The sequence below is a fragment of the Halobacterium sp. KA-4 genome (assembly GCF_021028995.1).
In the GTDB taxonomy this organism is placed as follows: Archaea; Halobacteriota; Halobacteria; order Halobacteriales; family Halobacteriaceae; genus Halobacterium.
This window is the reverse complement of the sequence record NZ_JAJJZG010000016.1, coordinates 1-24,187: the sequence shown is the minus strand read 5'-3', so window position 1 is coordinate 24,187 and position 24,187 is coordinate 1. Positions and strand designations below refer to the sequence as shown.

Annotated in this window: 10 protein-coding genes and 4 pseudogenes; 10 read left to right on the top strand and 4 right to left on the bottom strand. The window is 56.6% G+C overall.

From position 1 onward, the window contains the following. Positions 1-67 precede the first annotated feature (67 nt). From LPA44_RS14085 to LPA44_RS14075, 3 genes and pseudogenes are all read left to right on the top strand, one after another. Complete coding sequence (locus LPA44_RS14085) at positions 68-2,491, top strand: PKD domain-containing protein (RefSeq protein WP_230890170.1); 2,424 nt, start codon at positions 68-70, stop codon at positions 2,489-2,491. A gap of 119 nt (positions 2,492-2,610) precedes the next feature. Continuing rightward, positions 2,611-2,754 (top strand): annotated as a pseudogene (locus LPA44_RS18470) (IS6 family transposase); the annotation flags it as partial. A gap of 121 nt (positions 2,755-2,875) precedes the next feature. Continuing rightward, complete coding sequence (locus tag LPA44_RS14075) at positions 2,876-7,369, top strand: beta strand repeat-containing protein (RefSeq protein ID WP_230890169.1); 4,494 nt, start codon at positions 2,876-2,878, stop codon at positions 7,367-7,369. A 118-nt stretch (positions 7,370-7,487) separates the two neighbouring features. Here the strand turns inward: LPA44_RS14075 and LPA44_RS14070 are convergent, their stop codons facing one another. After that, entirely contained in the window at positions 7,488-7,931 is a 444-nt protein-coding gene (locus LPA44_RS14070) for a hypothetical protein (protein WP_230890168.1), read from the bottom strand. A 289-nt stretch (positions 7,932-8,220) separates the two neighbouring features. Further along, positions 8,221-9,426 (bottom strand): RNA-guided endonuclease InsQ/TnpB family protein, encoded by a 1,206-nt coding sequence (locus tag LPA44_RS14065; protein WP_230890167.1) that lies wholly within the window; start codon positions 9,424-9,426, stop codon positions 8,221-8,223. Between the two features lie 919 nt (positions 9,427-10,345). On the opposite strand from LPA44_RS14065, the gene LPA44_RS14060 reads away from it, so the two are divergent. From LPA44_RS14060 to LPA44_RS14040, 5 genes are all read left to right on the top strand, one after another. Further along, positions 10,346-10,549, top strand: a complete 204-nt coding sequence (locus LPA44_RS14060) for a hypothetical protein (RefSeq protein WP_230890166.1) — start codon at positions 10,346-10,348, stop codon at positions 10,547-10,549. Between the two features lie 75 nt (positions 10,550-10,624). After that, entirely contained in the window at positions 10,625-15,634 is a 5,010-nt protein-coding gene (locus LPA44_RS14055; protein ID WP_230890165.1) for a beta strand repeat-containing protein, read from the top strand. A gap of 732 nt (positions 15,635-16,366) precedes the next feature. Continuing rightward, on the top strand, positions 16,367-18,706 hold the full coding sequence (locus tag LPA44_RS14050) for a S8 family serine peptidase (protein ID WP_230890164.1): 2,340 nt from the start codon (positions 16,367-16,369) through the stop codon (positions 18,704-18,706). Positions 18,707-18,893: 187 nt separating this feature from the next. Beyond that, on the top strand, positions 18,894-19,064 hold the full coding sequence (locus LPA44_RS14045; protein ID WP_230890163.1) for a transposase: 171 nt from the start codon (positions 18,894-18,896) through the stop codon (positions 19,062-19,064). A gap of 301 nt (positions 19,065-19,365) precedes the next feature. Continuing rightward, positions 19,366-20,343, top strand: coding sequence for a hypothetical protein (locus LPA44_RS14040; RefSeq protein ID WP_230890162.1), 978 nt, complete (start codon positions 19,366-19,368; stop codon positions 20,341-20,343). A gap of 99 nt (positions 20,344-20,442) precedes the next feature. Here the strand turns inward: LPA44_RS14040 and LPA44_RS14035 are convergent. Further along, positions 20,443-20,742: pseudogene (locus LPA44_RS14035) on the bottom strand (transposase); the annotation flags it as partial. Between the two features lies 1 nt (position 20,743). Between LPA44_RS14035 and LPA44_RS14030 the strand changes: the two are divergent. Together LPA44_RS14030 and LPA44_RS14025 are read left to right on the top strand one after the other, a co-directional pair. Beyond that, a pseudogene (locus LPA44_RS14030) lies at positions 20,744-20,965 on the top strand (RNA-guided endonuclease TnpB family protein); the annotation flags it as partial. Positions 20,966-21,409: 444 nt separating this feature from the next. Then, the gene (locus LPA44_RS14025) at positions 21,410-23,839 is read left to right on the top strand and encodes a PGF-CTERM sorting domain-containing protein (RefSeq protein ID WP_230890161.1); all 2,430 of its coding nucleotides are present in this window, start codon (positions 21,410-21,412) and stop codon (positions 23,837-23,839) included. Between the two features lie 253 nt (positions 23,840-24,092). On the opposite strand, the pseudogene LPA44_RS14020 reads toward LPA44_RS14025, so the two are convergent. Then, positions 24,093-24,187 (bottom strand): annotated as a pseudogene (locus LPA44_RS14020) (IS5/IS1182 family transposase); the annotation flags it as partial.

Below are 24,187 nucleotides of genomic sequence, written 5' to 3'. Positions count from 1 at the left end.
CATGCAAACCTATATATATCAGGGATATTAACCCCTGCCGTGTAACATGTCACGGCTATCACACCGGATGGCTACGCTCGGTGTAGTAATTTTGGTGGTACTGAGTGTTGGAGCAAGTGGTATCGCGGTAGCAGATACTGATTCACATCCGCCAACAGAGCCTGGTGCTGATGAAACACAGAATCCAGATGGATCTTCCGCTTCCCCCTCCGACGGTGATTCAACGGACCAATCCGGCTCAACTGCCGCAGCGGGAAGCTCCCATATAGAGCTCACACTAAGTGTCGGCTCAATACAGACGCACGCTGGAGGGTCTGAGAGCCTCAAAATCTTGGTCGGGGCGACGAATACTTCGAGTCCAGTTCCTAGCGGGGTTGCCAATATTCCCATCACGGTTGAGATCGAGAAACCAACTGGGGCTGTGCTGACCAAGAATGTCACGACTGGTTCACAGGGAACAGCGGAATTATCGATTTCGCCATCCCAAAACGGAGCATATGAGTTCTGGGCCAGTTCCTCGGAGGTAGCCGATCAGGCCTATGGTGAGGCGAATCTTGGTGCTAAATCGGTTGCATTCCCGGGATGGCATAATGCTATTGAAGTCGGTCATCCGACAACAGCGGCCATAGCAGCATTAAGTAACGGGGAGCCAGTGGGCAACGCCGATCGACAGTTCACGTTCAATACCCCTACCGGCCAGCAGACGAAAAATGTAACTACTAGCGCGAATGGTATTGCTACGTTCAAATACACCCCAAATGAGGCGGGGTCGTACAATATCGATCCGGCAAAGCCTGGCGATGAAGCCTATCTTGAAGCAGGTGATATGACTGCCAAGCAACAGTTTAACACGCCGTGGGCAGACAACCTCTACTTCAATCAGACTGCCGCGATATTTGGCCAAGTCAAAGATGAGGGCGCGGGGTATGCTAACCAAGAACTCGTTGTATCCGTCGAAAACGACGGCACTGTCCTCACGAATATCACGACGACGACTAGCAGTAATGGCCAATTTCTGACTACCTGGACTCCGCCAGCGGAGCAGACAGATTTCCAGATCAATCTGTACGCGACTGACGGCAAGGAGATTGCGGTAAGTGACTATGAAATTGAAGTCTCAGAACGCCCAGAATCAACCACAGATCCGTCATCTGTTGACATCTCTTTGGACTACCGGAATGAAGATTGGAATCCGAAACTGGCGCCTGGTGAGTCAGCTACGGTTGATGTAACAGTTCAAGACGACGGTACACCTGTCTCTGGTGCACAAGTGGACCTCAGCGGCGTAATTGGGTATCCTGGCGCGGTCGTGACGGAAGGAACAGTAACGACGAATGCCAACGGTGAGGCAACGTATCAGTTCTCTATTCCGTCTACTGCACCAGACCAGACGCAGTTCGAACTGCGGGCCGCTACAACGGTTAACGGCCAGCAGTCGACAGAAACCAGTTATGGCGACGTCGGGCATGTTGCGTTTTCGGCGGGTTCTGATTTCCGAACCACCAATGGTGAATCATCGGTGACCTACACGATTGAGGCGACCGATGCGTCGACTGGAGAGCCCATTTCGGATGTCTCTTCACTAATGTTCCTTGAGAAAAATGGATTTAATGCCACGATCATCGGTAGTGAATCTGTCAGGACAAATAGTTCCGGCGTCGGTACGGCAACACTAGATATCGGGTCCGTTACCGGCGAAGTGATGGTTGCCACCGTCGGCCCATTCCAAGACGCCTCTTCCTTTACTAGTGATACGGTATCGACCTATGATCTCACCACTAACGGCCTCAATAACGAATACTCTCCTGGTGAGGAAGTATCATTCACCTACTCGACCACTGCGAGTGCACCGGTCTCTGCGAATGTCATCGTTGCCGCTGGTGATAATGACGCTGCTCAGGCCGAACAAGGACTATTGTACTCCGAACAGGTAGAAGAGGGCAACCAGATCCAGTTCACGATCCCAGAGGGTCTCTCAAGTGGCCTTGATTACTATGTGACCATCGTTGCCTCAACAGACAGTGGGGAACGGAATCTGGTTACTGAGCGGATGGAAATCGTCGAAAGTACTGATTCAACGAATTCTCCCCCATCCGCATCGTTCACCGTGACTCCAAGTTCCCCGACTGTTGGACAACAGATGACGTTTGATGCGTCCCAGTCAGATGATTCCGACGGGAGTATCGCGTCATATAACTGGGACTTCGATGGGGACGGAACGACCGATGCTAGCGGCATGACCGTCACGCACACCTTCAATACCTCCGGAACCTATAGTGTCAGTCTTGAAGTCATGGACAATGAGGGCGCAACTTCGCAGGCCCACCAAGAAATTACCGTTGCTGGCGACAATCAATCAGTCGTGGATCAATACGATAAAGACAATAATGGAATTGACTCATTTGAGTTGCTACAGGGAATTTCCGACTACCAGTCTGGTGATCTCTCGGGTATTGATATTCTTGACCTGATCTCTAACTTCCAGAGCTAAATCCCCTATCTTTCCGCGAGGAGAGACCCCCTCGCTCTTTACGGCAATTACGAAACAGATTCTGGGGGCAGTGTTCAGATAAGGATGAAGGATGAGGCGGAGTGAGATTCTAGTGATCCATGCCAGAAATCGCCCGCCTCGCCGGAGGTTGCAACTGCTTCGAGTGAGCGTTTGTGGAGCGAGAAGCGACACCGGAGCCCGCGATGAAATTGGGTATCCGACCCCATGCTACCGGCTTATCACTCTCGGATACCGTCGCCGTTCACTTCGAGATTTCATCCCTACACCTCCTCCTTCTGAAAGCGTAAAAATTCCACCGTCGTATGATTAATCGGCTAATATGTGGCAATCAGTCTTATCGGTGCTGGCGGCCAAATTGTTACTATGTGGCCGACAGTGCGACACTCACAGCTACGGGTATGTCTTCTGCTCGGGGTGGCCATGGGTCTTCTCGTAGCAGGGGCGGGTGTCGCGAGCATAGCCACCCAAGCCACGGCTACGGCCAACAGCACTGTCGGTGAGCCGAACACAAATGTATCTGTTCCCTACGAGAACGAGACTATCACCACTGCCTACGTTGATCAAACGTCAGACAACTTGACGGCTCTGACCTCAGGGAATCACACGATCGAGTTCAACGTGAGCGCCGAAATCGTCGGGAAAGGCGAGAACCTTGACGACGACTGGTATGTGGAGATCCCGTACATCACCAGTAATGGAGAGGTCTACGCGATTGATCGAACCGGCGAGAAACAAGAGCTCGCGACTGACGCAAAGTCATCAAACACGGCGCTCGCAGCCACGGAGTTCCAAGGTAACCCTGTCGTCGTCTACACAACCTCCAACAACAAGATTCGCAAAGTCTACTATAACGGGAGTTCAGAACCAATTGTTGAGGGCGGCATAGCAGGAAACGCAGCACTTGGTGTTGGAGACCTGACCGGTGATGATAAAGACGAACTCCTCTACCTTGGCACGTCTAACGAGCAGTTCTATTATAATTCGAGTATGAATTCTGGAAAAACCTTCGAAGATTATTCACTGGGGGCCAATGGTGGGCTTGGTGTTGGTGCTCCCCGTGACTTCGATGACGACGACAAAGTCGAGGTTCCACTTATCGAGAGCTCGCCAAACCTCTATTACGTCGGGCTTGATGGCAAAGTAGATGTTTCGGTTAATCCTGGAAAGTATCCCGTCGGATCACTAGATGTCGTCGGGAACTCCACGCCGGAACTGCTCTATGTCGACAGTTCAGCCCCCTATCAGATTCGGTTTGTGACTGCAGACGGGGCACAGAGTGGCTATCTTACCGATGCGGATCAGAATCGGTTGAATACGACCCAATCCGCTGGGGTCGCATATGTGAATGGCACTGAGGAGCCGCTTGCCGTCGCCAATCTCTCACTCAGCAATCAGTCTGGAACCCTGTACGGTGCATTCAATTCCAGCGTTACACTCTCGAAAATCAACGCGGAACTCACCGGGCCGGACGGGAAAACTGCCCTGTCGAAAGCCAACTTTACCGAGCACACGGTCGGGAGCGACTATCGGTACACGACAAATTACACGCCCACTACCGATGGTGATTACTCGTTGACGCTCACGAGCGTTGCGGCCGAAGATACTGAGACGGCGAACCCTGATCTCACTGCGAACGCAACGATCGACGAGCGCTTTGATGTCGATGCGCTCAACGCCACAGCCACCGCCACCCAGAACCTCACAATCAACGTCTCCGCCACCGAAGAACTCGGCTCACTAAACATCACGATCTCCGGCGCAGCCAGCGACACACTCAACGTATCGACATTCTCAGTCAACGGCTCAGGACCACCATACAAGTATACGACGACGGTTGACCCCGGCGCGTACGGGACGTACAACGTCACCTTCAATCGAGGCGAGTCCGAGGACGGGCAAGTCGACAACGAGACGATGAATGACTCGGTGACGATCACGGAACCACTGCAGGTCTCGAATCTCACCCTCGTCAACGAAACCGGAACCCTCACAACGAGCTTCAACGCGAGCCGAGAGTTGACTGGCGTAACCCTTGATGTCCATGGGCCAGATTCACAGTCGTTCTCACTCTCGAATACCAGCACAACCGCCAATCTCACACAGACCAGCACTGGTGGGACCTACACGTACACTGGCACGTACACGCCAACCTCGGATGGAGACTACACCGCGAATCTCTCCGCTGTCACCACCGACAATGCGTCCGTGTCACCAAATCTGACCGCGAATGCAACGGTCGACGTCCGATTCACTATCACCGATCTACGCACGAACACGACAGCCGACCGAAACCTCGGTCTCGCGTTCAACGCCAGCGACCCCCTTCGGAACGTGACGGTCAATATTTCCGGCGCGGAAACCGCGATGCTCAACCGGTCGGCGTTCACAACGACCGCGTCCAGCCCACCCTTCACGTACACTGGCGCCTACAATCGGACGACCGACGGCATATACAACGTGACACTCGTGCGTGGGGAGTCAACCGACGGCCAAAATGCTAGCCCGGGACTCGAAGCAAGTGAACGAATTAATGAATCACTCACAATCTGGAATCTGACACTCACCGGCCAAAACGGCACACTTGTCACGACCGTCCAGACGACCGAGCCCCTCGCCGCCATCGATGCGGACATCGACGGTCCAGACCCCCGATCTTTCACCGTCCAAGAGTTCCAACGTACCACTTCAGACGGCACGTACACCTACACCGCGAACTACACGCCGAACAGGGATGGTGAGTACACTGCCGCCGTCACGTTTGGCCGGTCGACCGATGGAAATACTGATTCGCCCACGCTCACCGTGAACGCTACCGTCGACCAACGATTTAATGTCACTACCCTGCAGGCAGCCGGATCGCAGAGCGGCGCTCTTGAGATCAATTTCACAGCGACAGATCCTATCGACGCCGTGACAATCGACATCGCCGGGCCGGAGAACACAACCCTGGGTAGTGGTGCCTTCTCGACAAACAACACGAGTAGCCCGTACGTGTATACCGGGTCGTATACTGTGACGACGCCCGGCGAGTACACGGTAACGTTCACGGAAGCCAACTCAACAGCTGGATTGCGTGATACTGACCAGCTGTACGCCACGGCAACGATCGACGAGTTACGCGTCTGGAATCTCACGCTCTCCAATAGCACTATGGCCGGGAACCTTTCGGTTAGCTTTCAGTCCTCGAAGCAACTGTCAGGGATCGACCTCGCGATTACCGGCCCCAAGACGTACAATCTCTCACGGTCGAACTTCACGGAAGCCTACGAGAACGGCGCATATACGTATACCGCGGATTTCGCAACCACGCCCGGCACGTATACCGGAACGCTGGTCTCCGCAACTAGTAAGGGCAACCTAACGGTAACCCCATCGGTAACTGCCAGCGCAACATTACCCACGGCGTTTGATGTCGCGTCGTTGAACGCGACAACCAACGGCTCCGGCGTCATCGCCATAACGCTCAACGCAACAGCGCCACTCAACGGACTTACAGTCGGGATTTCTGGCCCAGACAACGCGACGCTCACGCTTGATGAGTTCACAACGACGGACACGACTGCTCCCTACACCTACACTGGAACGTACAACACGACCAAAACTGGCACCTACGACGTGACATTCATCCACGGTGAATCCCCGGCCAGCCACGTCGACGACGATCAGCTAACGGATACGATTACGATCCAAGACGCACTCGACGCCTGGAATCTCACGCTCGCCGCAGAAAATGGCACACTCACGACACAGTTCACAGCCTCACAGCAACTCACCGAAATCAACGCCGTCGTCGGCGGGCCAACAAATCATACATCCACGCGTGAGGACTTCACTGAAGTCCCAACCAGTGGGAACTACAGTTACACGGCGACGTGCACGCCACCGAGCGATGGCACGTATACCGCAACGCTCACGTCAGTAATCACTCATTCCGGTACCACTCAGTCACCCGACCTGACTGCGAACGCGACGGTTGATACCCGACAGCCAGACATCAACGTGACACTCCACGACCAAACTGACGGCAACGGCATCGTGAACGGCTCCGATCGCGTCCGCATCCGGGTGAATATAAGCGGTGATGTCGACACCGTCGAACTCACTCAGATGCCGTTTGGCAACGACTCGGTTACCCTAGACCAGCGTTCGCAGGGGGTCGTTGCGACGAACGCAACGGTGGGCGCCGTCAGTAGTGGTGCATACACCGTACAGGTGCGTGCTGTCGACGGCGAACAAAACCAGATCCTCGATGCATCGAACGCCATCATAGTCGATATGAATCCCCCGAATACAACCCTTCATGCACCAGCAACCATCCCACGCGGAACCACAACTTCCATCACCGCGATGACAGTCACCGACGAAGAAACACACCTTTCTGCGGCGTGGTGGCTGATTAACGGCGCCCCCATCACCAACAGCACGAACACGACCACGAGTATCCAGAACCTCACCCATACTTTCGACAGCGCCGGGGCCCACACAATCAGGCTCCTCGCCATCGACGCCGCCGGCAACACGAACAACGACACAGCCACCGTGACGGTCACCGATCCAACCGCCGGCCAGCCACCAGCCGATGAACCCGCCGTCGAGACCACTGGTGCTACCGCATCATCACCGACGATGAACACACGCGATCCAGAGAATCAGCCCTCGACACCGACGCATCAGCCACGCCAAACACCCCAATCTACACAACGCTCGACATCGCCGTCAACAGCCACCACGTCGTCAGCAGCTGCGGGCCATGGTGCCGAAATGCCATTCAATCTCTTCGGCATCACCGGTAGCACGACCGTACTTGCACTCGCCATCGCCGCATCCTATATGATACATCGACGGCGTGATGATTAGCATCTGGACCCGCATTCATGCGAAAGCGGATGTCAATTGGTTACGCGCCGCCAGAACTCCGTTCGCTGATAGCGGCAGCAAGTAGCGACGCGCGTCGATGCCGAGAGGTAGGCGGCCGTCAGGTGTCTGTGTAGGTGTCGAGAAGCGCGCGTAGCGCTTCGTCATACGTGTAGTCGTGGTAGGTCTTCCAGAGTTTCAGGCGATTCCGGACGCCGACGGACGCCGCAATATTCACATACTCGTCGTCTAGCTGCGTCGTGTCGGTTGCGAGTGTGGCCTCTGGGTTGTCTGGGTCGACCTCGCTGGCGTCTGGGGCGGCATCAAGCAAGTGCGTGATCGCCTCATCATAGTTGTAGTCATGCTGGCGCTTCCACTCTTGGAGTCGCTTGCGAGTGGTTGGCCGCGCGATAATCATCGTCAACTCAGAATCCCCCGAATTGGCGTTGCTATCGCCGGCTTGCTTGGATTCCTTGTCGCGGTCCTCTTCGCCGGATTTTGCGCCCGCTGGTGGTGGCGGTGTCTGTTCGTGGTCCGTCTCATTCCCCCTCGACCCCTGTGGCATACTATCCCATATGTCGAGGAGCCCTTTCAACATTCCTCAGCGCGAGGACATACTACGCCACCTACGGAGAGGGATGCGTGTTGTAACTGAGCACAGAGATGTTGAGGCGCTTGGTGTCTCCCAGTGTCACTCGCTCCCCTCCTCGCCGGCCGCGATCCCTTTGCTCGTCCGCCCGCACTCGTTCGTAGGAACCGACATTCCCTTACGGTCGCCATTGTGGGGGCACCCCAGGCTGTAAACTACCCTCCGCTCGCTCGTTGAGGGTGGGGCTTTCGCGTGGACTCCCGTTCTACGCCTCGGATGAGGCGGGAAGGTTGTACTCTCCGCTCACGTTCAGCGTCCCGCGATTCAAGCGCACGTCTACGGGTGCGCCTCCGTCGTCTGCGTTTTGCCGACGACGGAGATACTGGAGGCCGATGTTCTTCGCGGCGTTGTAGTCGGCGTGGTTCTGGTAGCCACAGTCCTGACACGCAAACTCCTCGCCGTCGCGGTTATTGTCGTGGGTAAACCCACAGGTCGAACATCGCTTCGAGGTGTTGCGTGGGTCTACTTGCACGGCTTTGACGCCCTGTTCTGTGGCTTTGTATGCGACGTTCTCGTAGAGGCGACGGAACGCCCACAGATGGTGCCACGACGCTTCTGGTACGTTCTCACGAATGTTGGTCAGGTCCTCAAACACGATGTGCGAACAGTTGTGAGAGAGGGCTTCGGCGACGATTTCGTTGGCGACACGATGCAGAAATATCTCAAAGCGTCCATCTTCTTTGCGCTTGACGCCCTCTATCGCGTCGTGTGCCGCTCGCGTTCCACACTGTTGGAGGTCGCCTCGCCGCTTTTCGTACTCTTGTTTCCAGTGGTTGAACTCGTCTGCCGACCAGAACCGCCCGGTCGAAGCGACCGCGAGTTGATTCACACCGAGATCCACACCGAGGACTGTTCTGTGCTCGGTCGTGGTGTGGGTGTCGTCGTCTTTGAGCATTGACGCATGGAGATACCAGTCGCCGTCACGTCGATGGAGTGTTGCCCGCCGAAACTCGTAGTCCTCGTCTGTAACGTACTTTGTCGGCGGTATGTCGGTGTCGTCGGGAAGAATGTAGTCGCACTCGATACGTCCGTCCGGTGTTGACAGCGAAACATGGTCGTGGTGGAAGGTGGCACTTCGCTTGTCGTAGACGGCGGTATCAGCCGTGAAGGTCGGACGGGACGTATCTTGGTCGTTCTTGAGGCGTTCGACGCCGCTTTTGACGGCTTCGACGGCTTGGCGAATCCCTTTCTGGACGAGATTCGCGGTTAACTCCGTGTCCTCGCGTAGCTGGTCGTACAGTGCACCTTCGGCCTTGGCCTTCGATGTAACGTGGTAGCCATCGTCGCCGTGCCAACACCATTCGCTCGCGGTGTTGGCGCAGTATTTGAACTGCTCGACAGTCTCTCGAAGGTGCATATCCGCGCCTTGGGGCGTGTCGAGCTTGATAACAGCAGTACGACGGTACTCCACGATATTTTCACATATACACGCATAGTCACTTAATGATTGAGGGGCAGCAGGCAACAGTCTGACGGCTGATTGACACCGAGTCGGCTTCCTCCCCACCCTACTCGCTCGTGCTTCCGCCGGAGGCGGAACCCCGGCGCTCCTTGCGGGTGGGGCCTCCGCCTCGAATTAGGTGAGTTGGCGTCCAGGGGCCAGAATGTTGAGTAGAGGGCAGCGTCGCCTCCTCGCCTACACCCTCGTTTGCACGCTCACGGTTCTCCTGCTTGCTGGTGGGGGTGTTCTCTTCATCTACGCGACCGGCTAACGACCCTGTTGTTCGCTAGCCGTGATAGCGTGTGGGGTGTTACCACTGCCAAAAAGAATATAACCAAGCCGATCGCAGTATGCCCTCGTGTTGCCGGGTCTCGCCATCGAATGACATACCCGCCACTGGGGGCTTCGAGGAACCCCCTATCCGGCAACACCCTCCTGATCGCTCTGTAGTTGCATAGTACATAGTAGTTATTTTCTTGCGTGCGCGTGCGAACACAGATTCGATCAGGGACTACCCCCAGGGGGAGTGATCTCCCACCGTCTTGAGTGGTGCGCGCCCGTCTAGCACCACGCGCTGTCCCGGAACTTACCGGTAAGTATCACCACACTCACGTGGTGTATGCTACCTACCCACAATACCTGGCTGAACACGTCAGGTAATTCACGAAAACCACGATACATACCGTGCTACGCCCACTTCCGAAGATATCCGGATACCACACCAACCAACCCGTCCCAAGTAGTGGGTGTCGGGACGCCCACCCAACTCCCTGCGGTTTGGGCAAGGTTTTTTACTACCCGGGAAGATGGGTGCGAATGCGGTAGCACCAAATGTCGAACCAGACACACCCGGTGGGTACCGTCCACCCGTGATTGGACGCCACCCGCCATGAGTGTCGACATGAACAGCACAGAAGACGATGATGAAGCGCAATCGAAAATCCGTACGTCGATCGAAGTCGACGAAGCGGTTTGGCGCGAACTCCGCGCCAACGCAGTCCGCGAGGACCGGAAGATCTCCGAGCAACTCGAAGTCGTGCTCGAAGACTACTACGGCCTCGCAAACAACGACAATTCCACAAATGACAACTAGCGAATCCAGTCGTGGCAGCTATGCCACACCGACTGGCGTACCGACACACAATTATCTTGGAGGTGATCGCCTACTATGAGTAGTACGAGCGAGAAACTCCGCGCGGTCTTCCTGACCGCACTGATGATCGGCTCCGTCTTCGCAGCCGGCGTTGCCTTCACCGGCACCGCCGCCGCGGCGAATACTACGACGGACGCTACAACTGCCGATACCAATAATAACGGTCAAATCGATCAGCTGACACTGACGTTTGACGAGTCGATGGATATCACAGACGGGAATGCAAATGATGCACTCCCCGGTCTCAGCGTTAGTGATTATACCATCGCAGACGGTGATTATGCTGCTACAGGAACTGGAACTCTGGAGCTCACTCTGGTTGAAGGTGGCTCCGCTGACACAGACGCAACTCCGTCAGTCAGCTACGACCAGAGTGTAACGCCTGAGGTAGCGGAGATTGCTACGAACTCCGGTGGAACAGAGTTAGCGGATGGAGAACAGGTCGCCGCTGCAACGGACGGCGCGTCTCCGATTGTCACTTCAGTCGAACAGACTGGTGCTGAGTGGCTGACGTTCACGTTCTCCGAGCCCGTGCAGGACGACGTTAATGGCGATGACGGGAATGAGGACGCCCAAGTTGCTCAGGACGACGTTGAATACGTCGACGGAGACGGCCAGGGCGTGAGCGGCTTCTCGAGTTCGTCCTTCACGGCAGACACGCCGGACAGTACGGTCGTCGCACAGACGAATCAGGATATTACGACGAGTGACCTGAACAACGACGCGATTCACTTCGACAACGAGGGGGACAGTACGGATCCGAGCGAAATCGGTGACCCCCACGGGAACATTCTGGCAGGCCCGATCGAGGTTGGACTTAGCACGTCGACACTGAGTGCTACGTCGCTTGCGTCGGCATCCACCGTTGACTCGAACAGTGACGGTACTGTTGATCAGATCGACGTGACCTTCAACGGCCAAATCGACGAAGGTACGGTTGATGCCTCCGACTTCTCGGTCTCGAACCCGTCCGCAACTGTCGACTCGGTCTTGACGGGTACGGATGACAAGGTTGTGACCTTGGAAGTTAGTGGTCTCCCCAGCGGGGACACGAGCGTCAAGCCACAGGTCACCGCTCTTGCCGGAACACTCTCGGACGAAAGTGGCGCTACTGGGCCGTCCATCGACTCGACGGTAATTGCTTCCGATAGTGCCGAGCCGGTGCTCCTGTCTGCTAAGCGGAGTGGTGCTGATGCCGTTCAGGTCACATTCTCGGAGTCAGTCGAACCGTCTGGCAACTTTGTTGACGAGCTGACCTATATCGACAACAACGGTATCGGTGCAACGGCCCTCGACAGTGAACTGACACCGTCCGGGCCTGCCGCACAGACGACCGTCAGTACAAACAACGATATTGCTGACGGGGACATCGGTACGGACGCCATTTCGGCGGACGGGTCCTTCGTGAATACGGATCCGGTTGATACCCCGGCGACGCTGCAGTATCCGTCCGGCTTCTCGCTGGCGGGTGACTCGAACAACGAGATCAGTACGTCCATCAGTAGCGCGGATACTGAGAGCGTGCTGGCTGGCAGTCACTCCCAGGAGCTTGGCCTGATCAAGGTCAAGGACATCTCCGGTGGCGATAGCCCGCTCGCAGAGCGGACGATCCTGAACCTGCCGGATGGCGTCACGATCAACGAGTCTCAGACGGACCTGCTGGTCACCACGACGAGTGGCAACCTGGCAGTTACTGGGACGACGATTGTCGACGAGAACACGCTCCGCATCAGCCATAGCGGCTCCTCGGAGTCCGGGCAGACGCTGCGCGTGAGTGGTCTCGTTGTTGACACCGCACCTGACGTCGCTGCGAGTCAGGGCGGCCAAGAGCTCGACATCGAAGTTGACTATGCGACTGGCAACTTCAACAGTGGTCTGCTGACCACGTACAAGCCCGGCACGCAGCTGGCAGGTTCTCCGTCGGTCGCTGCTGGCGGGACCTCCACGCTTGGTGAGGGTAATGATCTGACTGTGACGACCGCCACGGTCGACAATCAGATCGCGAACCAGACGAACATCGTCATCCACGCCAACGAATCGAACGGCATCACGTTCGATACGAGCGTTGACCCTGCAGAGGGCGGCGACAACATCGTCGCTGACAGTGGCGTCGACTCCGGCACGGTGAAGGTTGACGACACTGATGGCGAAATCTCGCTGACCGAATCCGAAATCACCATCCCGGTGACCGCGAACTTCACCGCTGGTGACACGCTGACGATTGACGGAAGCGCTCTCAGTATCAACGCGACGGGCACGGCCAGCAGTGGCGCGCTCTTCAACGTTGAGACTGAGACCCTTGACTCAACCGGACCTGTGACGGCCGAACAGACGGCACCGGACACCACGGTCACCGTCAAGAAGCCCAAAGTTGTCCTTGGCAACGCTGGTCCAGTCACGCAGACGGTCGGCCTGAACGGCCAGATCGTCACCGAGAGCGACACAGTTGGTACTAGCGGTGGTACCACAGCTGGCACTGACAACGCGGTGAGTGTCACTGATACCTCCGGTGGCCAGATGGTTGCTGGGACGAATGTGACGCTCACGCTGAACAACAGCGATGTCACCTTCGACACCTCTCGTGATGCATCGCCCGAGCTGAACGGGGACTACGATGCAGGCGATAACGATGGAGACGACAGCAAGAATATCGATGCTCAAGTCACCGGTGACGTTGATGTCGGTGATGTCACGATTCACGAGCACTCGATCGAGGTCTCCCTCGTCGATGAGGATGGATCTGCAACCGCGGAGAACGAGCGGCTGCTGCTCGATGACGTGTATCTGAACGCGTCCAGCGACCTCGCCGATGCAACGGACGTGCACGTTATCTCGACGACCCAGGCTGGAACGGATAGCCCGGACGTCACAGCAACATCCAACGAGACGGACTCGACGTACAACATCCAGTATCAGAAGCCGAATGTCGCCTTCAACAACGCCGAAGGGGACAACGCTACGATGCCGATCGACAACGACGGTCGGACCGGCTTCGAAGTCGGTTCTGATGGCATTGCCGATGATGCCATCGACATCAACGGTGATTCCAGCACGCAGGCTGCTGCGAACACCTACGTTAATATCACGCTCGAAAGCGGTACGGGCGTAACCTTCGACACCAGCAAAGCGTTCGAAGCACCCGGCACTGCTGGTGGAGATGGCGGCGAAACGATGTTCGCTGACACCACAGAATCGGATACTGTTGACGTTCAAAACACCACGGTAACGGAGGACACCCTCGCTATTGGGCTTCACTCCGATGCAGGCGACGGCCTCGATGCTGGTGAATCCATCCGCATCGATCAGGTGTTCCTCAACGGCACGTCGGGTGCCTCGAACACCACGCTGAGCGTCACCACGAACACCGGCGACAGCGACGTCACGACGAACTTCGACCAGTTCATCATCACGCAAGGTGACGAACCCGGCGGAGTCTACGGTGACGCTTCCTTCGCCAGCGATGACGTCGAAGCTGACGAAGGCGACGAACAGGGTAACAAGGGCACGCTTAACCGCGATGATGACGCCGGTGCTGACTACGGGGCAACCGGGACCCACGAAGCAACCGATACCGGTACGGTCGGCTCGACGTTCTTCAGCTCCGTCTACGTTGAGGACGGCGCTGGAGCGTTCGGCGCCGCTCCGGTTAGCCTCGAGATCGTGAAGACGCCTGACGGCGCAAGCGGTCAGTCGCTCAACACCACCTCGGTGACGACGGCCTCGAATGGCGTGGCCGACTTCGAGTTCACCGCCGGTGATTCGATTGGCGAGTACATCGTCAACGCCTCGACCGACAACGGCCAGAGCGTCAACATCACCTACACGGTGACCGCTGGCAAAGCGAGCCAGCTCAACGTCTCGACTGTCGACAACGCCCTGCGCCAAACCGGCCCCGGCGTTGACGAGAACGAAGTTGCAGCCGTCCGCGTCCGTATCGAGGACAGCGGCGGCAACCTCGTCCAGAACCGTAACGTCGACGTTGGCATCAGCCTCACCGGCAGCGCGGAACTCGCTGCCGCCGAAGTCGACTACGACATCACCGACAACGGTCAGGCTAGCGGTAACATACTTGGCGATTCCGACGACGATGGTCGGTACAACTACGTCCACGGCGACGACGCCGGTCAGGCAGGGGACTTCTACATCTTCCTGCAGGACGGCACGGCAGAGGACATCGACGTAACGGTCACGCCTGACAGCGCTGGCAGTGGTGTCAACGCTGTCTCGGCAGACACCGGTACGGCGACGTTCTTCGACCGCCCGACTCAGACGAGCGTCACGCTCAACGAGTCGTCGGTCGCTGCAGACACTGACGTTGCAGTCCACGCTGTCGCCCAGACAGACAGCGGAACCACGATCGAAGTGCCGCGCCTGAACGTTGGCTCGATCACTTCGAACAACACGACGGTTGCAACGATCAGCAACGCAGACGGCGCCACCAACACCTCCGGTGTTGCAACGGCACTCGCGACGGCCCAAGCGAACGGCACGTCGATAATCAACGCAACGGTTGCCGGCAACACCGGCAGCACGACGCTGACGGTGACGCCGGAAGCGGCACCGACCGGCTCGGTGACGTTCAACGACCAGACGGTCCAGAACGGCACCTCGACGGTGACGGTCGCATCCGTGAACGCCAGTGTTGACTACTACGTCGATGTCCACGGTTCGGGCATCGACTCCGTCGACACGCAGGTGTTCAACGCGAGTGAGGAGCAGACCAGTCTCACGGTTGATCTCGGTCAGAACCTCACGGCGAACACGACGCTGACCGCAGCGGTGCACGCAGCCTCTGATGACGCGGAACTCGCAACGGACTCCGCGAACATCACGGTCAGTGAGACTGCGCTGACGCCGACTGAGGAGCTCGCGGCCCAGTACGACGCCGACGATAACGGCGAACTGGATAGCTTCGAGTTGCTGAATTCGATCGACGACTACCAGAACGACCAGGTTACCTCGTTCGAACTCCTCGAACTGATCGAGTTCTACCAGGATAACACGCAGATTCCCACCTCTAGCTAAGAGAGCGGGAACAACGGCACTGAACTGAAACTCCCCCTTTCGTTTTTTGTACGCTACGCTGACTTGCGTTGAGATTGTCGATTGCTAATCCATAGCGATAGCGTACGCGTACGCTCAGATTCTATAAGCAGGCGGTTCAATAGCGATTACCCTGTTTTTGCGGATACGATCTTCTTTCAGCGAGAGAATCCCGCCGTGTACGGTGAGGAGGGGGTCACACGTTGAAGGCCTGCAGGCGGTGGGGGAGGTCAAGCAGTACATTCAAGTGGATCTCTTGTCGAGTATTGCTATTCGATGACAGTTGGTTCAGCACGGGCCGTCGTATTATCGTTTAGCGTGGTATGTATCGTAAGTGTAGCTCTGACCGCTGGGGTTACAGCTGGGGTAGTAACCAAGGCTCCCATGGCCGGCCACGTTGAGTCCGGATCCGCTCCAGTGGAATCACTTGCTCAGAGTGATTATTCCAAAATGGCGAGGGAAACAACGCTCCAAGAGGGACGGTCGTCAAATTGGAGTGCAATCCTAATAGGCCAGACATCAAGACCGGATGGTTTGGTTGCATCATCCTCAGCCGCGAATAATACGAGTGCGAGAGACGGACAGCACCGATACATAATTGTTTTCGAGAATCAGTCAGCGCGAGAGGAGCGCCGGATTGCTGCGACCGGGCTGACTGTTGTGGGTGGGGAATCAATCACGGTTATGCCGGTGTTGTTTGCGACTGGGACGGCAGTGGAGGCAGACGCTGCTAGTGAATTGGCTGGTGTTGAGTATGTCACCCCGGATCGAGTCCGGAAGTTCCAGCGGCCGCCGAACCCAAATTCATCGGATCAACAGGGTGTGCAAGCAGCCAATTACGGCCAATGGACGCCATGGGGTATCGAACGAATCGGTGCGCGGAATGTTGCACAAGCGGTCCCAGAGAGCGCTCAAGCGAATATCACCGTCGCTGTCTTGGACAGTGGCATTGACTATTCGCATCCGGATTTAGATGGGAATGTTAAGTGGGGTGCGAATTTCTCAAATGGGGCGATGAAATACGGCTTATCCATGGCTGGCGATAACCAAGGTCATGGGACAGCTGTCGCTGGGTTAATCGCAGCTGAAGACAACTCACAGGGGATTGTCGGTGTCGCCCCCCATACCGAGCTCTACTCAATTAAAATCTTAAATCAAAATAACTATGGGTATTATAGTTGGTGGATACAGGGGATTGACGCCGCACTACGGGGCCCGGACCGGACGCTTGGAACCAGCGATGATGCAGACATCCTGTCGATGAGTGTAGGTGGACAATCTAACTCCTATCTATTAGAGGATACAATCGAGTCAGCAAGCGAACACGCCATTATTGTCGCCTCCGCATCAAACCGTGGCGACGGTGATCCCGCGACGAATGAGGTCGGGTATCCGGCAAAGTATCCGGAAACAATCGCTGTTGCGGCAACAAATCGGTCTGACTCGACAACCATGTGGAGTTCCGAAGGTGCGGAAGTCACGATCAGTGCACCCGGGAACAGCCTCTCCACCACCGCCCGAGGAGAAGGTATTCAGTACTTTAGTGGAACGTCAGCAGCCGCTCCAATCGTATCCGGAACACTGGCGCTGTTAATGGCAGAAGATCGAAGTTCTGACGCTACGGACTATACAAATGCAGAACTCCGGACGATACTGCGTGAAACAGCAGTCGACATCGACGAAAAGGGGGTTGACAACACCGCAGGCTATGGCTTAATCCAAGCAGAGGCCGCTATGGATAGGATATCGCCTGAAACGGCCTCACTAGCGCTCCGCCCGCAAAATAAGACCGTGCGAAACGAGTCTACGACGACCTACGAAGTCGTACTATCGAATGCAACAGGGGGGCTCGGCGGCTTTGAAGCACTGACGGTTTCGATAAACGATACACGGACTGCAAAACTCACGGGAGTAACTCCAAACGAGACGCTGCCTGAGATGACGAGTGAACGTAGTCCTGATGGATCCACCCTCCAGTTCAGTCTGCCCGCTGAAGGAACACGGATTGAGGGGAGTTCGTTCGTTCTTGGAACGATCAATGTGACGCCAACTGGTGCTGGCACAGCAGCACTGAATCTGAGTTCTCCCGGCCCAATCTTGACGACAAATGGGGAGCGCTACCAACTCGCTCCCGTCCAGAACGGACAACTTACTGTAAATCCCGATGACGGAGCTCGCGTTTCGAATGTTACCGTGAACACCACGGCCATCGCACCAAATCAATCGGTTGCGGTGATGGCAACCATCAATAATTCCGGGGAGCTACGAGATACAGTCACCGTTACCTACTCGATTGGTACCAAGGTTGTGGGATCCCAGGAGGTAGTGGTTAACGCGGGCCAGAAGCGCGTCATCTCGAAGACGGTTCAGCTCTCCGAGCCCGGCACGCACGAGATCTCCGTTAACAACGTGAACACAACCCAGGTCACGGTCTCTGAGGAAGAGACGGGTCGGATTGAGGATGTTACTATTGACCCACAGGTGGTTACAGAGCAAAGTCAAGTGAACTACACCCTAACTGGAACACTCAAAAATATCAGTACAAGGACTTCGTTATCGGTGACTTTCCCTAATCACTCAGTTGAACGTGCCACCATAGAGCCCAACACCGTCGATAGCACCCAAACTGTTGCGGTAGATAACTGGCGAATTAACGGAGACAAATTCATCGTCGATATCGTGCCAAGCCCGAACAGTACGATTCAGACGCTTGCAATTACGGCAAACGTAACCGCTCAAACCCCACGTATGAACTCGGAGACAACCACAGCGGTTGTGATTGCCACTACGGATAGTACAGGGACGACTGATCAATATTCGGCACCGCTGAGCATTCACCCCGACGAAGAGACATCACCCAAGGACCCAATAGCGCAATATGACGCGAATAATGATAGCCAGATCGGGAGTTTTGAAGTGCTAGCTGCTATCACGGACTATCGGGACAACCAACTCGACTCATTCACCCTCCTCGAGATACTCAACCACTATAAAGACAATATAAGCGTTAACTCGAATTCGACAGCAACACCACAGCGGAAACCACCTATCTGACCCCAAGACAGTTCCTCGCTTCGAGCGGAAGCTCCCCGCCCCGAAGACCGCCGGGGCTTCCAGCCCCAGCGGAAGCACACGGGAGGAGCGTGGGATAATTTTACAGGCTATCGAGGCGAATACCCCAGGGCTTGACTCCGGGGTTGAAGCCGGCAACCTGTGATACCAACCACTAAATGTTGCTGGGATGGTTCAACAGCGTGGGAACGCTCGGCACAAGCAGGTCGCCGCGTGGCGTGAATTCATCGAGATGTTAGAACACAAGAGCGATCTGTACGGCACGCACGTCATCCTGAATCCTGCGGGGACGACCAAAGAGTGCGCCGAGTGTGGCGTTAAGACGGACAAACCGCTGTAGGTGCGCGAACACCCGTGTCCGTCGTATGGGTTTGAGGCGAACAGAGACGCGAATGCGTCGTACAACGTTCTTGCTCGCGGTCTTCAGGAGGTAGGTCTAGGACGGGCCGAAGTGACGCGCGTGGAGACTGCGACCGCTGTGGGAACGGATGGAAGCCGGTCTTCGCCGGTTCCCGCAAGTCGCGTCATCGAAACGGGACGCCTCGGGGCTTGACCCCGAGGTGGTTCACGCTCCAATCACGGTCACCAACGCATTGATTCATCAGGTATCTTTTAGTAGATGTCTGCGTATGCTGTTTAGTATGACAGTCCGAAAATCAGTTGTACTCCTCATCGCCGTACTCGTTGTTTTCGGGTCGGCCGGAGTTGCAACAGCTAGTTCAGCAAGTAGCAATAGCACATCGCTATCAGTCTCTACTGATGCACCAACCGCTGTTGAGCCGGGTTCGACGTTCAGTGTTGCATACACCGTCTCCAATACCGGGGACTCATCGAAAGAGGGGGTTCTAGATTTTAATAGCAGTGTCCTCCCTGCCGGAGCAGAAGTCGTTGAGATCTCCGGGGAAGATCCATCTGGCGGGCAATTTGCTGTTATCAAAAATCCGAACGCAACCGAAATAGTCTATTCAGAAATTGCCCCTGGAGAGAACGTATCCGGGACGTTCACAGTACGTCTCCCTCAGAATATTACGGACGAACTAAGCCTGAGCGCAGATTTCATCACCGATGATGCGGGCGTGATTACAACAAGTCACTCACAGATCTCGATTTCAAGTCCGCTAGAAATGTCCGCTGATGATACCGAAGTCGTCCAAGGGGAAACCACCGAGATTACGTTTTCCGTCCAGAACACGGGACCACCCCAGGAGGCAGTAGTAGATATTAATGAGACAACTATTCCGGACGGGTGGAATATAACCGGTCTTACTGGCTCCTCCGAGAATACCACCAGCCAGTTTGACGGGATTGCAAACCCAAATGAGAGCGAAGTCGTATTCTCAGAAGTATCCGAGAATAACTCAGTAACGGCCACAGTTGAGATTTCGGTCCCAAGCCAGGCCGCACCAGACACGTACCAGATTGGCGGGGCTGTTCTCGTAAATGACGGAAACGTCGCTGATCACTCGATAGCAAATGTAACCGTCACAAAGAACGTTACCGAGAAATACGACCAAGATAATAATGGCTTAGATTCCTTCGAAGTCCTTGACGCGATCACGGACTTCAAAACCCAAGAGCTATCATCATTTGAACTGCTCAAAGTCATTCAATCCTGGTAAACACCACACAACCAACACCGCATCAGACACTCCAATCTACAGGCTGAGTAGGCCGAGTACCTCGGGGCTTGACCCCGAGGGTGAAGGCCGTAAGCCCCGCTAAACGTGTTCCGTTCGCTCGATACACTGTTCAATAGTGTCGGTCGAAACATCGCCTGCCGTCCCAACGTAGTACGATTCCTCCCAGAATCCACCGCCCCACAGGTAGTCTTCCAAGAACAGTTCGTGCTGTTCGCACATCTCCCGCGCCCTGATGCGTTTGACCGTCCGTACAATCTCGCTCGGGGCGTGTCGGTCGAGAATCTTCGATTCTCGTGATGACGAAAGACTCCGTCTTTCGAACCACTTCGGGTGAGCGGAGACAAACAGGTGTACGTGGTCAGGCGAGATGTGTAGCGACCGGGACTGTGAACATCAAGACCACAGCGACCGTACTGCAAGCGTCAATATCGCCGTCAAAGGCATCGAGAAGCATCAGGACTGGAATGTACCTGCTCTCAACAGCCTTCCCCAAGTCAGGAAGGTGCGACGGCAGGCATCGGGGGCCGTGGACGTCCCGACCGTGACCCACCCGACTGCCCGAGGCTATCAGGCCGATGGTCGGATGGGAGTGTCCGACTAACCCACGGGAAGCCTCGGGGCTTGACCCCGAGGCGGTTCACCCCGACTACTCTTTCCTCATTCAGTACTAGAGTTCCTCTTCGAGAAAACGCAGCATAGAGAAGAGCAGGCCGATCAAAATAGCAGTCTCCGGCGCCCTTCTGCGGTTTTCCCCCGCAATAACACCATAGGAAACACAAAGCATTTACAGAAGGCAGAGGTACATATCGACTGCAGCATGGTAGACTACAAGCGCCCCCTGGCAGTATTCCTTACTGCGCTCATGGTTCTCTCGGTCTTGACGGCTCCCGCCGCGGCCGCAGTGACCCTGAGTGCATCCGGTAGCAGCACAACAGCTGCTCCAGGGGATTCGACAACAGTAACGTATGAGATTACAAATAATGGAGACACGACAGGCGAGGCAGTTCTCAATGTCACGGAATCCTCGCTCCCATCGTCATGGGCTGTGACTGGCGTTCAGGGTAATGACCCCAACGGCGGCCAGTTCGCAGTTGTCCTGAACAATAACTCCAACGAGGTTGTCTACTCCGACATCGACGCCGGCGAGACGGTGACCGCAACCGTCCACGTTGACGTCCCGAGTGACGCCTCCGCGGGCGACTACACGCTCAACGCTGATCTCGCGCGTGACCAGCAAGGCACGGTCGCTACTCCGTCCTCCACCATCACGGTCGAAACCGGCGGCGAGGAGCCGCCGACGGAGCCTGAGCCTGATGTCACTCGTGACCACACTACGGTGTACGACACCCCGGTGACGGTCTTGACGGGTGAGGAAGGCGTCGACATCAGTGCGGTTACGGACGGGACGTCCGCGACGCTCGCACCGACCGGTGACACTGGGACGTCCGTCGTCGTTGACGACACCGAGGACGTCGACTTCACGTCCAACAACGGCTTCGACGCTGGTGCGACCTACAACGTCAGCGGTAATTCTGACGGCCAGGGCGACATCAGCGTTCGGAATCCGAACATCAACGACGTGACCCTCTACCAGGGTAGCACGGGCGGCGCAGACATCACGAACGCCCGCATCGTCGAAGGGGAGGACCTCGTTGTTGAGCCCGAATTCAACTTCGAGAGCGCCGACGACCTCGTCCTGTCCATCGAGGACAGTGAGGGCTTCGACATCACCGAGTCCATCCTTGAGGACTCGGATAGTCTCAGCAGTGACACGTTCCCCTTCGAGTCCGGTGACAGCTTCGCGCTCGACATCTCGTCGCTCGACACCGGCGAGCAGTACAACGTCACCCTCGAAGGTGACGAGCTCGACTCCGCATCCCACACGGTCTCGTTCACGGTCGGCGACACTGACTCGTCGATCAGTCTCTCCGAGACTGAAGTGACGCGCGGCGAGAAGGTGACCGGAACGGTCACCGGCGCACCCGGTGACTACGTCGACGTGCGTGTCGACGTTGACTCTCGGTTCAACGACGCCACGCCCGCGTCCGAGGTCTTCGACAACACTGGCGACGTGGAAGACCGCGCCATCGCGAACGAGTACGTTTACGCGAACGTGAGCCTCGGCGACGACGGTGAGGGTCAGGTTCGCATCAACACCAACGGCCTCGAAGCCGACGCTACGTCGGCCTTCGAAGTCGCTGGTGATGTGGCAGATACGAGCGAAGACGACTCCGTTGACCTCCGCGTCAACGAGCAGGCAATCTCGATCTCGGACTCCCCGGGGACGGTCGCTGTCGGTAGCGACTTCATCCTTAACGGGAGTGCACCCGAAATTGATGACGTTGGCGCCTTCGTGAAGCTCGATAGCACGTGGTACCACGTCGACGCGCAGAGCGGCGAGGACAACCCCGTCGAAGTTGAAGACGGCAGCTACGAGCTGGAACTCTCCGCTAGCGACGATGGCGGCGTGCTCAACATCCCCGGTTCCTACCGCCTCGGCGTGGTTGCGAACCCGGGCGACGCCACGGAAATCTCCCAGGACGACTGGGGCGACTACACTACCGCATCGACGACGATCAACACTGGCGAAGGCAACCTGAGCGCTGCCTTCGACAGCACTGAGATCGCCAACGACGAAGGTCTCGGTGACGAAGTCACCCTCTCCGGCTACGCAGTCGGTCAGGGTGAAGAGGTCACCATCTACCAGGTCGGCCCGCGTGGCCACATGGTTCCCACGTCGACCACGATCGAGTCCGACAACGACTTCGAAGAGACCTACACCAGCGACGACTTCGATAACAACGGCCAGTACGAGTTCGTTGTTGTCGGTGCCGGCCGCGACGGCAGCCTTGACACCGACGACGGCAATCCGGTCGACGTAGGTAGCTCCACGCAGTCCCAGGCCCTCGAAATCATCGAGGACGCCCACACTGGTGCTGGTGCTGACGACGTGCTCGTCAACACTAACATCAGTGCACAGGACGCGCGGCTCTCGATCGACCAGTCCGGTGACTTCGAGCAGACAGAGGTTAACCTGACTGGCACGACGAACCGTGAGGCTGACACCACGTTCTTCGTGGATGTCACTGACAGCTCCGGCCAGTCCGTGACCAGCACGGAAGCTGAAGTCGACGACACCGGGGGCACCTGGTCCGCGGAACTTGACCTCAGCAACGTCGAACTCGGCGACTACACCCTGACGGTTGACGGTGACGAGGCGTCCGCGACGCAGTCGATCACTGTCGTCGAACCGTCCGAAGAGCCGACGACCACGGAAGGTCCGTCCACCACGGAAGGTCCGTCCACCACGGAAGGTCCGTCGACGACGGCTCCGGAAACCACCTCGGCTGAAGGAACGACCGCAGCTGAGGAGACCACGTCTGGCGAATCCGGTAGCGGCATCCCCGGCTTCGGCATGGGCATCGCGCTCATCGCCATGCTCGGCGCTGCCCTGCTGGCACTCCGCCAGAACTAATCTAATACGACCTGACCGCCCGTAAGGCGGTCACCCGACATCCCCCATCCGTATTTTCTTTCGCGCACTACACCCACCAGCAGCAGCACCCAGTACTATTCTTACGACACACGCGAGAAATCCCACATATTTGAGACCGACGACGTCATCAGCGGTACCAGCGCGGAAGCCCACCCCTGTAGCGGTGGGAGCAAGCGCGGAAGCTTCATTTGACTTCGGGGGGCTGTGTTGAATCGCCATACGGCGTTCGAATTCACTGTTTCACGAAGCGCTTGATGTTGTAGACCGCACACATCAGAGCGATCTCTCGGAACTCACGGAACCAGGAGCGCGCTCGCACGGCGAAGC

Excerpts from the sequence above, each read along its gene's own strand:
- LPA44_RS14085 (WP_230890170.1), top strand. The coding sequence starts at position 68 with ATGGCTACGCTCGGTGTAGTAATTTTGGTGGTACTGAGTGTTGGAGCA.
- LPA44_RS14075 (WP_230890169.1), top strand. The coding sequence starts at position 2,876 with ATGTGGCCGACAGTGCGACACTCACAGCTACGGGTATGTCTTCTGCTC.
- LPA44_RS14070 (WP_230890168.1), bottom strand. The coding sequence starts at position 7,931 with ATGCCACAGGGGTCGAGGGGGAATGAGACGGACCACGAACAGACACCG.
- LPA44_RS14060 (WP_230890166.1), top strand. The coding sequence starts at position 10,346 with ATGAGTGTCGACATGAACAGCACAGAAGACGATGATGAAGCGCAATCG.
- LPA44_RS14055 (WP_230890165.1), top strand. The coding sequence starts at position 10,625 with ATGAGTAGTACGAGCGAGAAACTCCGCGCGGTCTTCCTGACCGCACTG.
- LPA44_RS14045 (WP_230890163.1), top strand. The coding sequence starts at position 18,894 with ATGGTTCAACAGCGTGGGAACGCTCGGCACAAGCAGGTCGCCGCGTGG.
- LPA44_RS14040 (WP_230890162.1), top strand. The coding sequence starts at position 19,366 with ATGACAGTCCGAAAATCAGTTGTACTCCTCATCGCCGTACTCGTTGTT.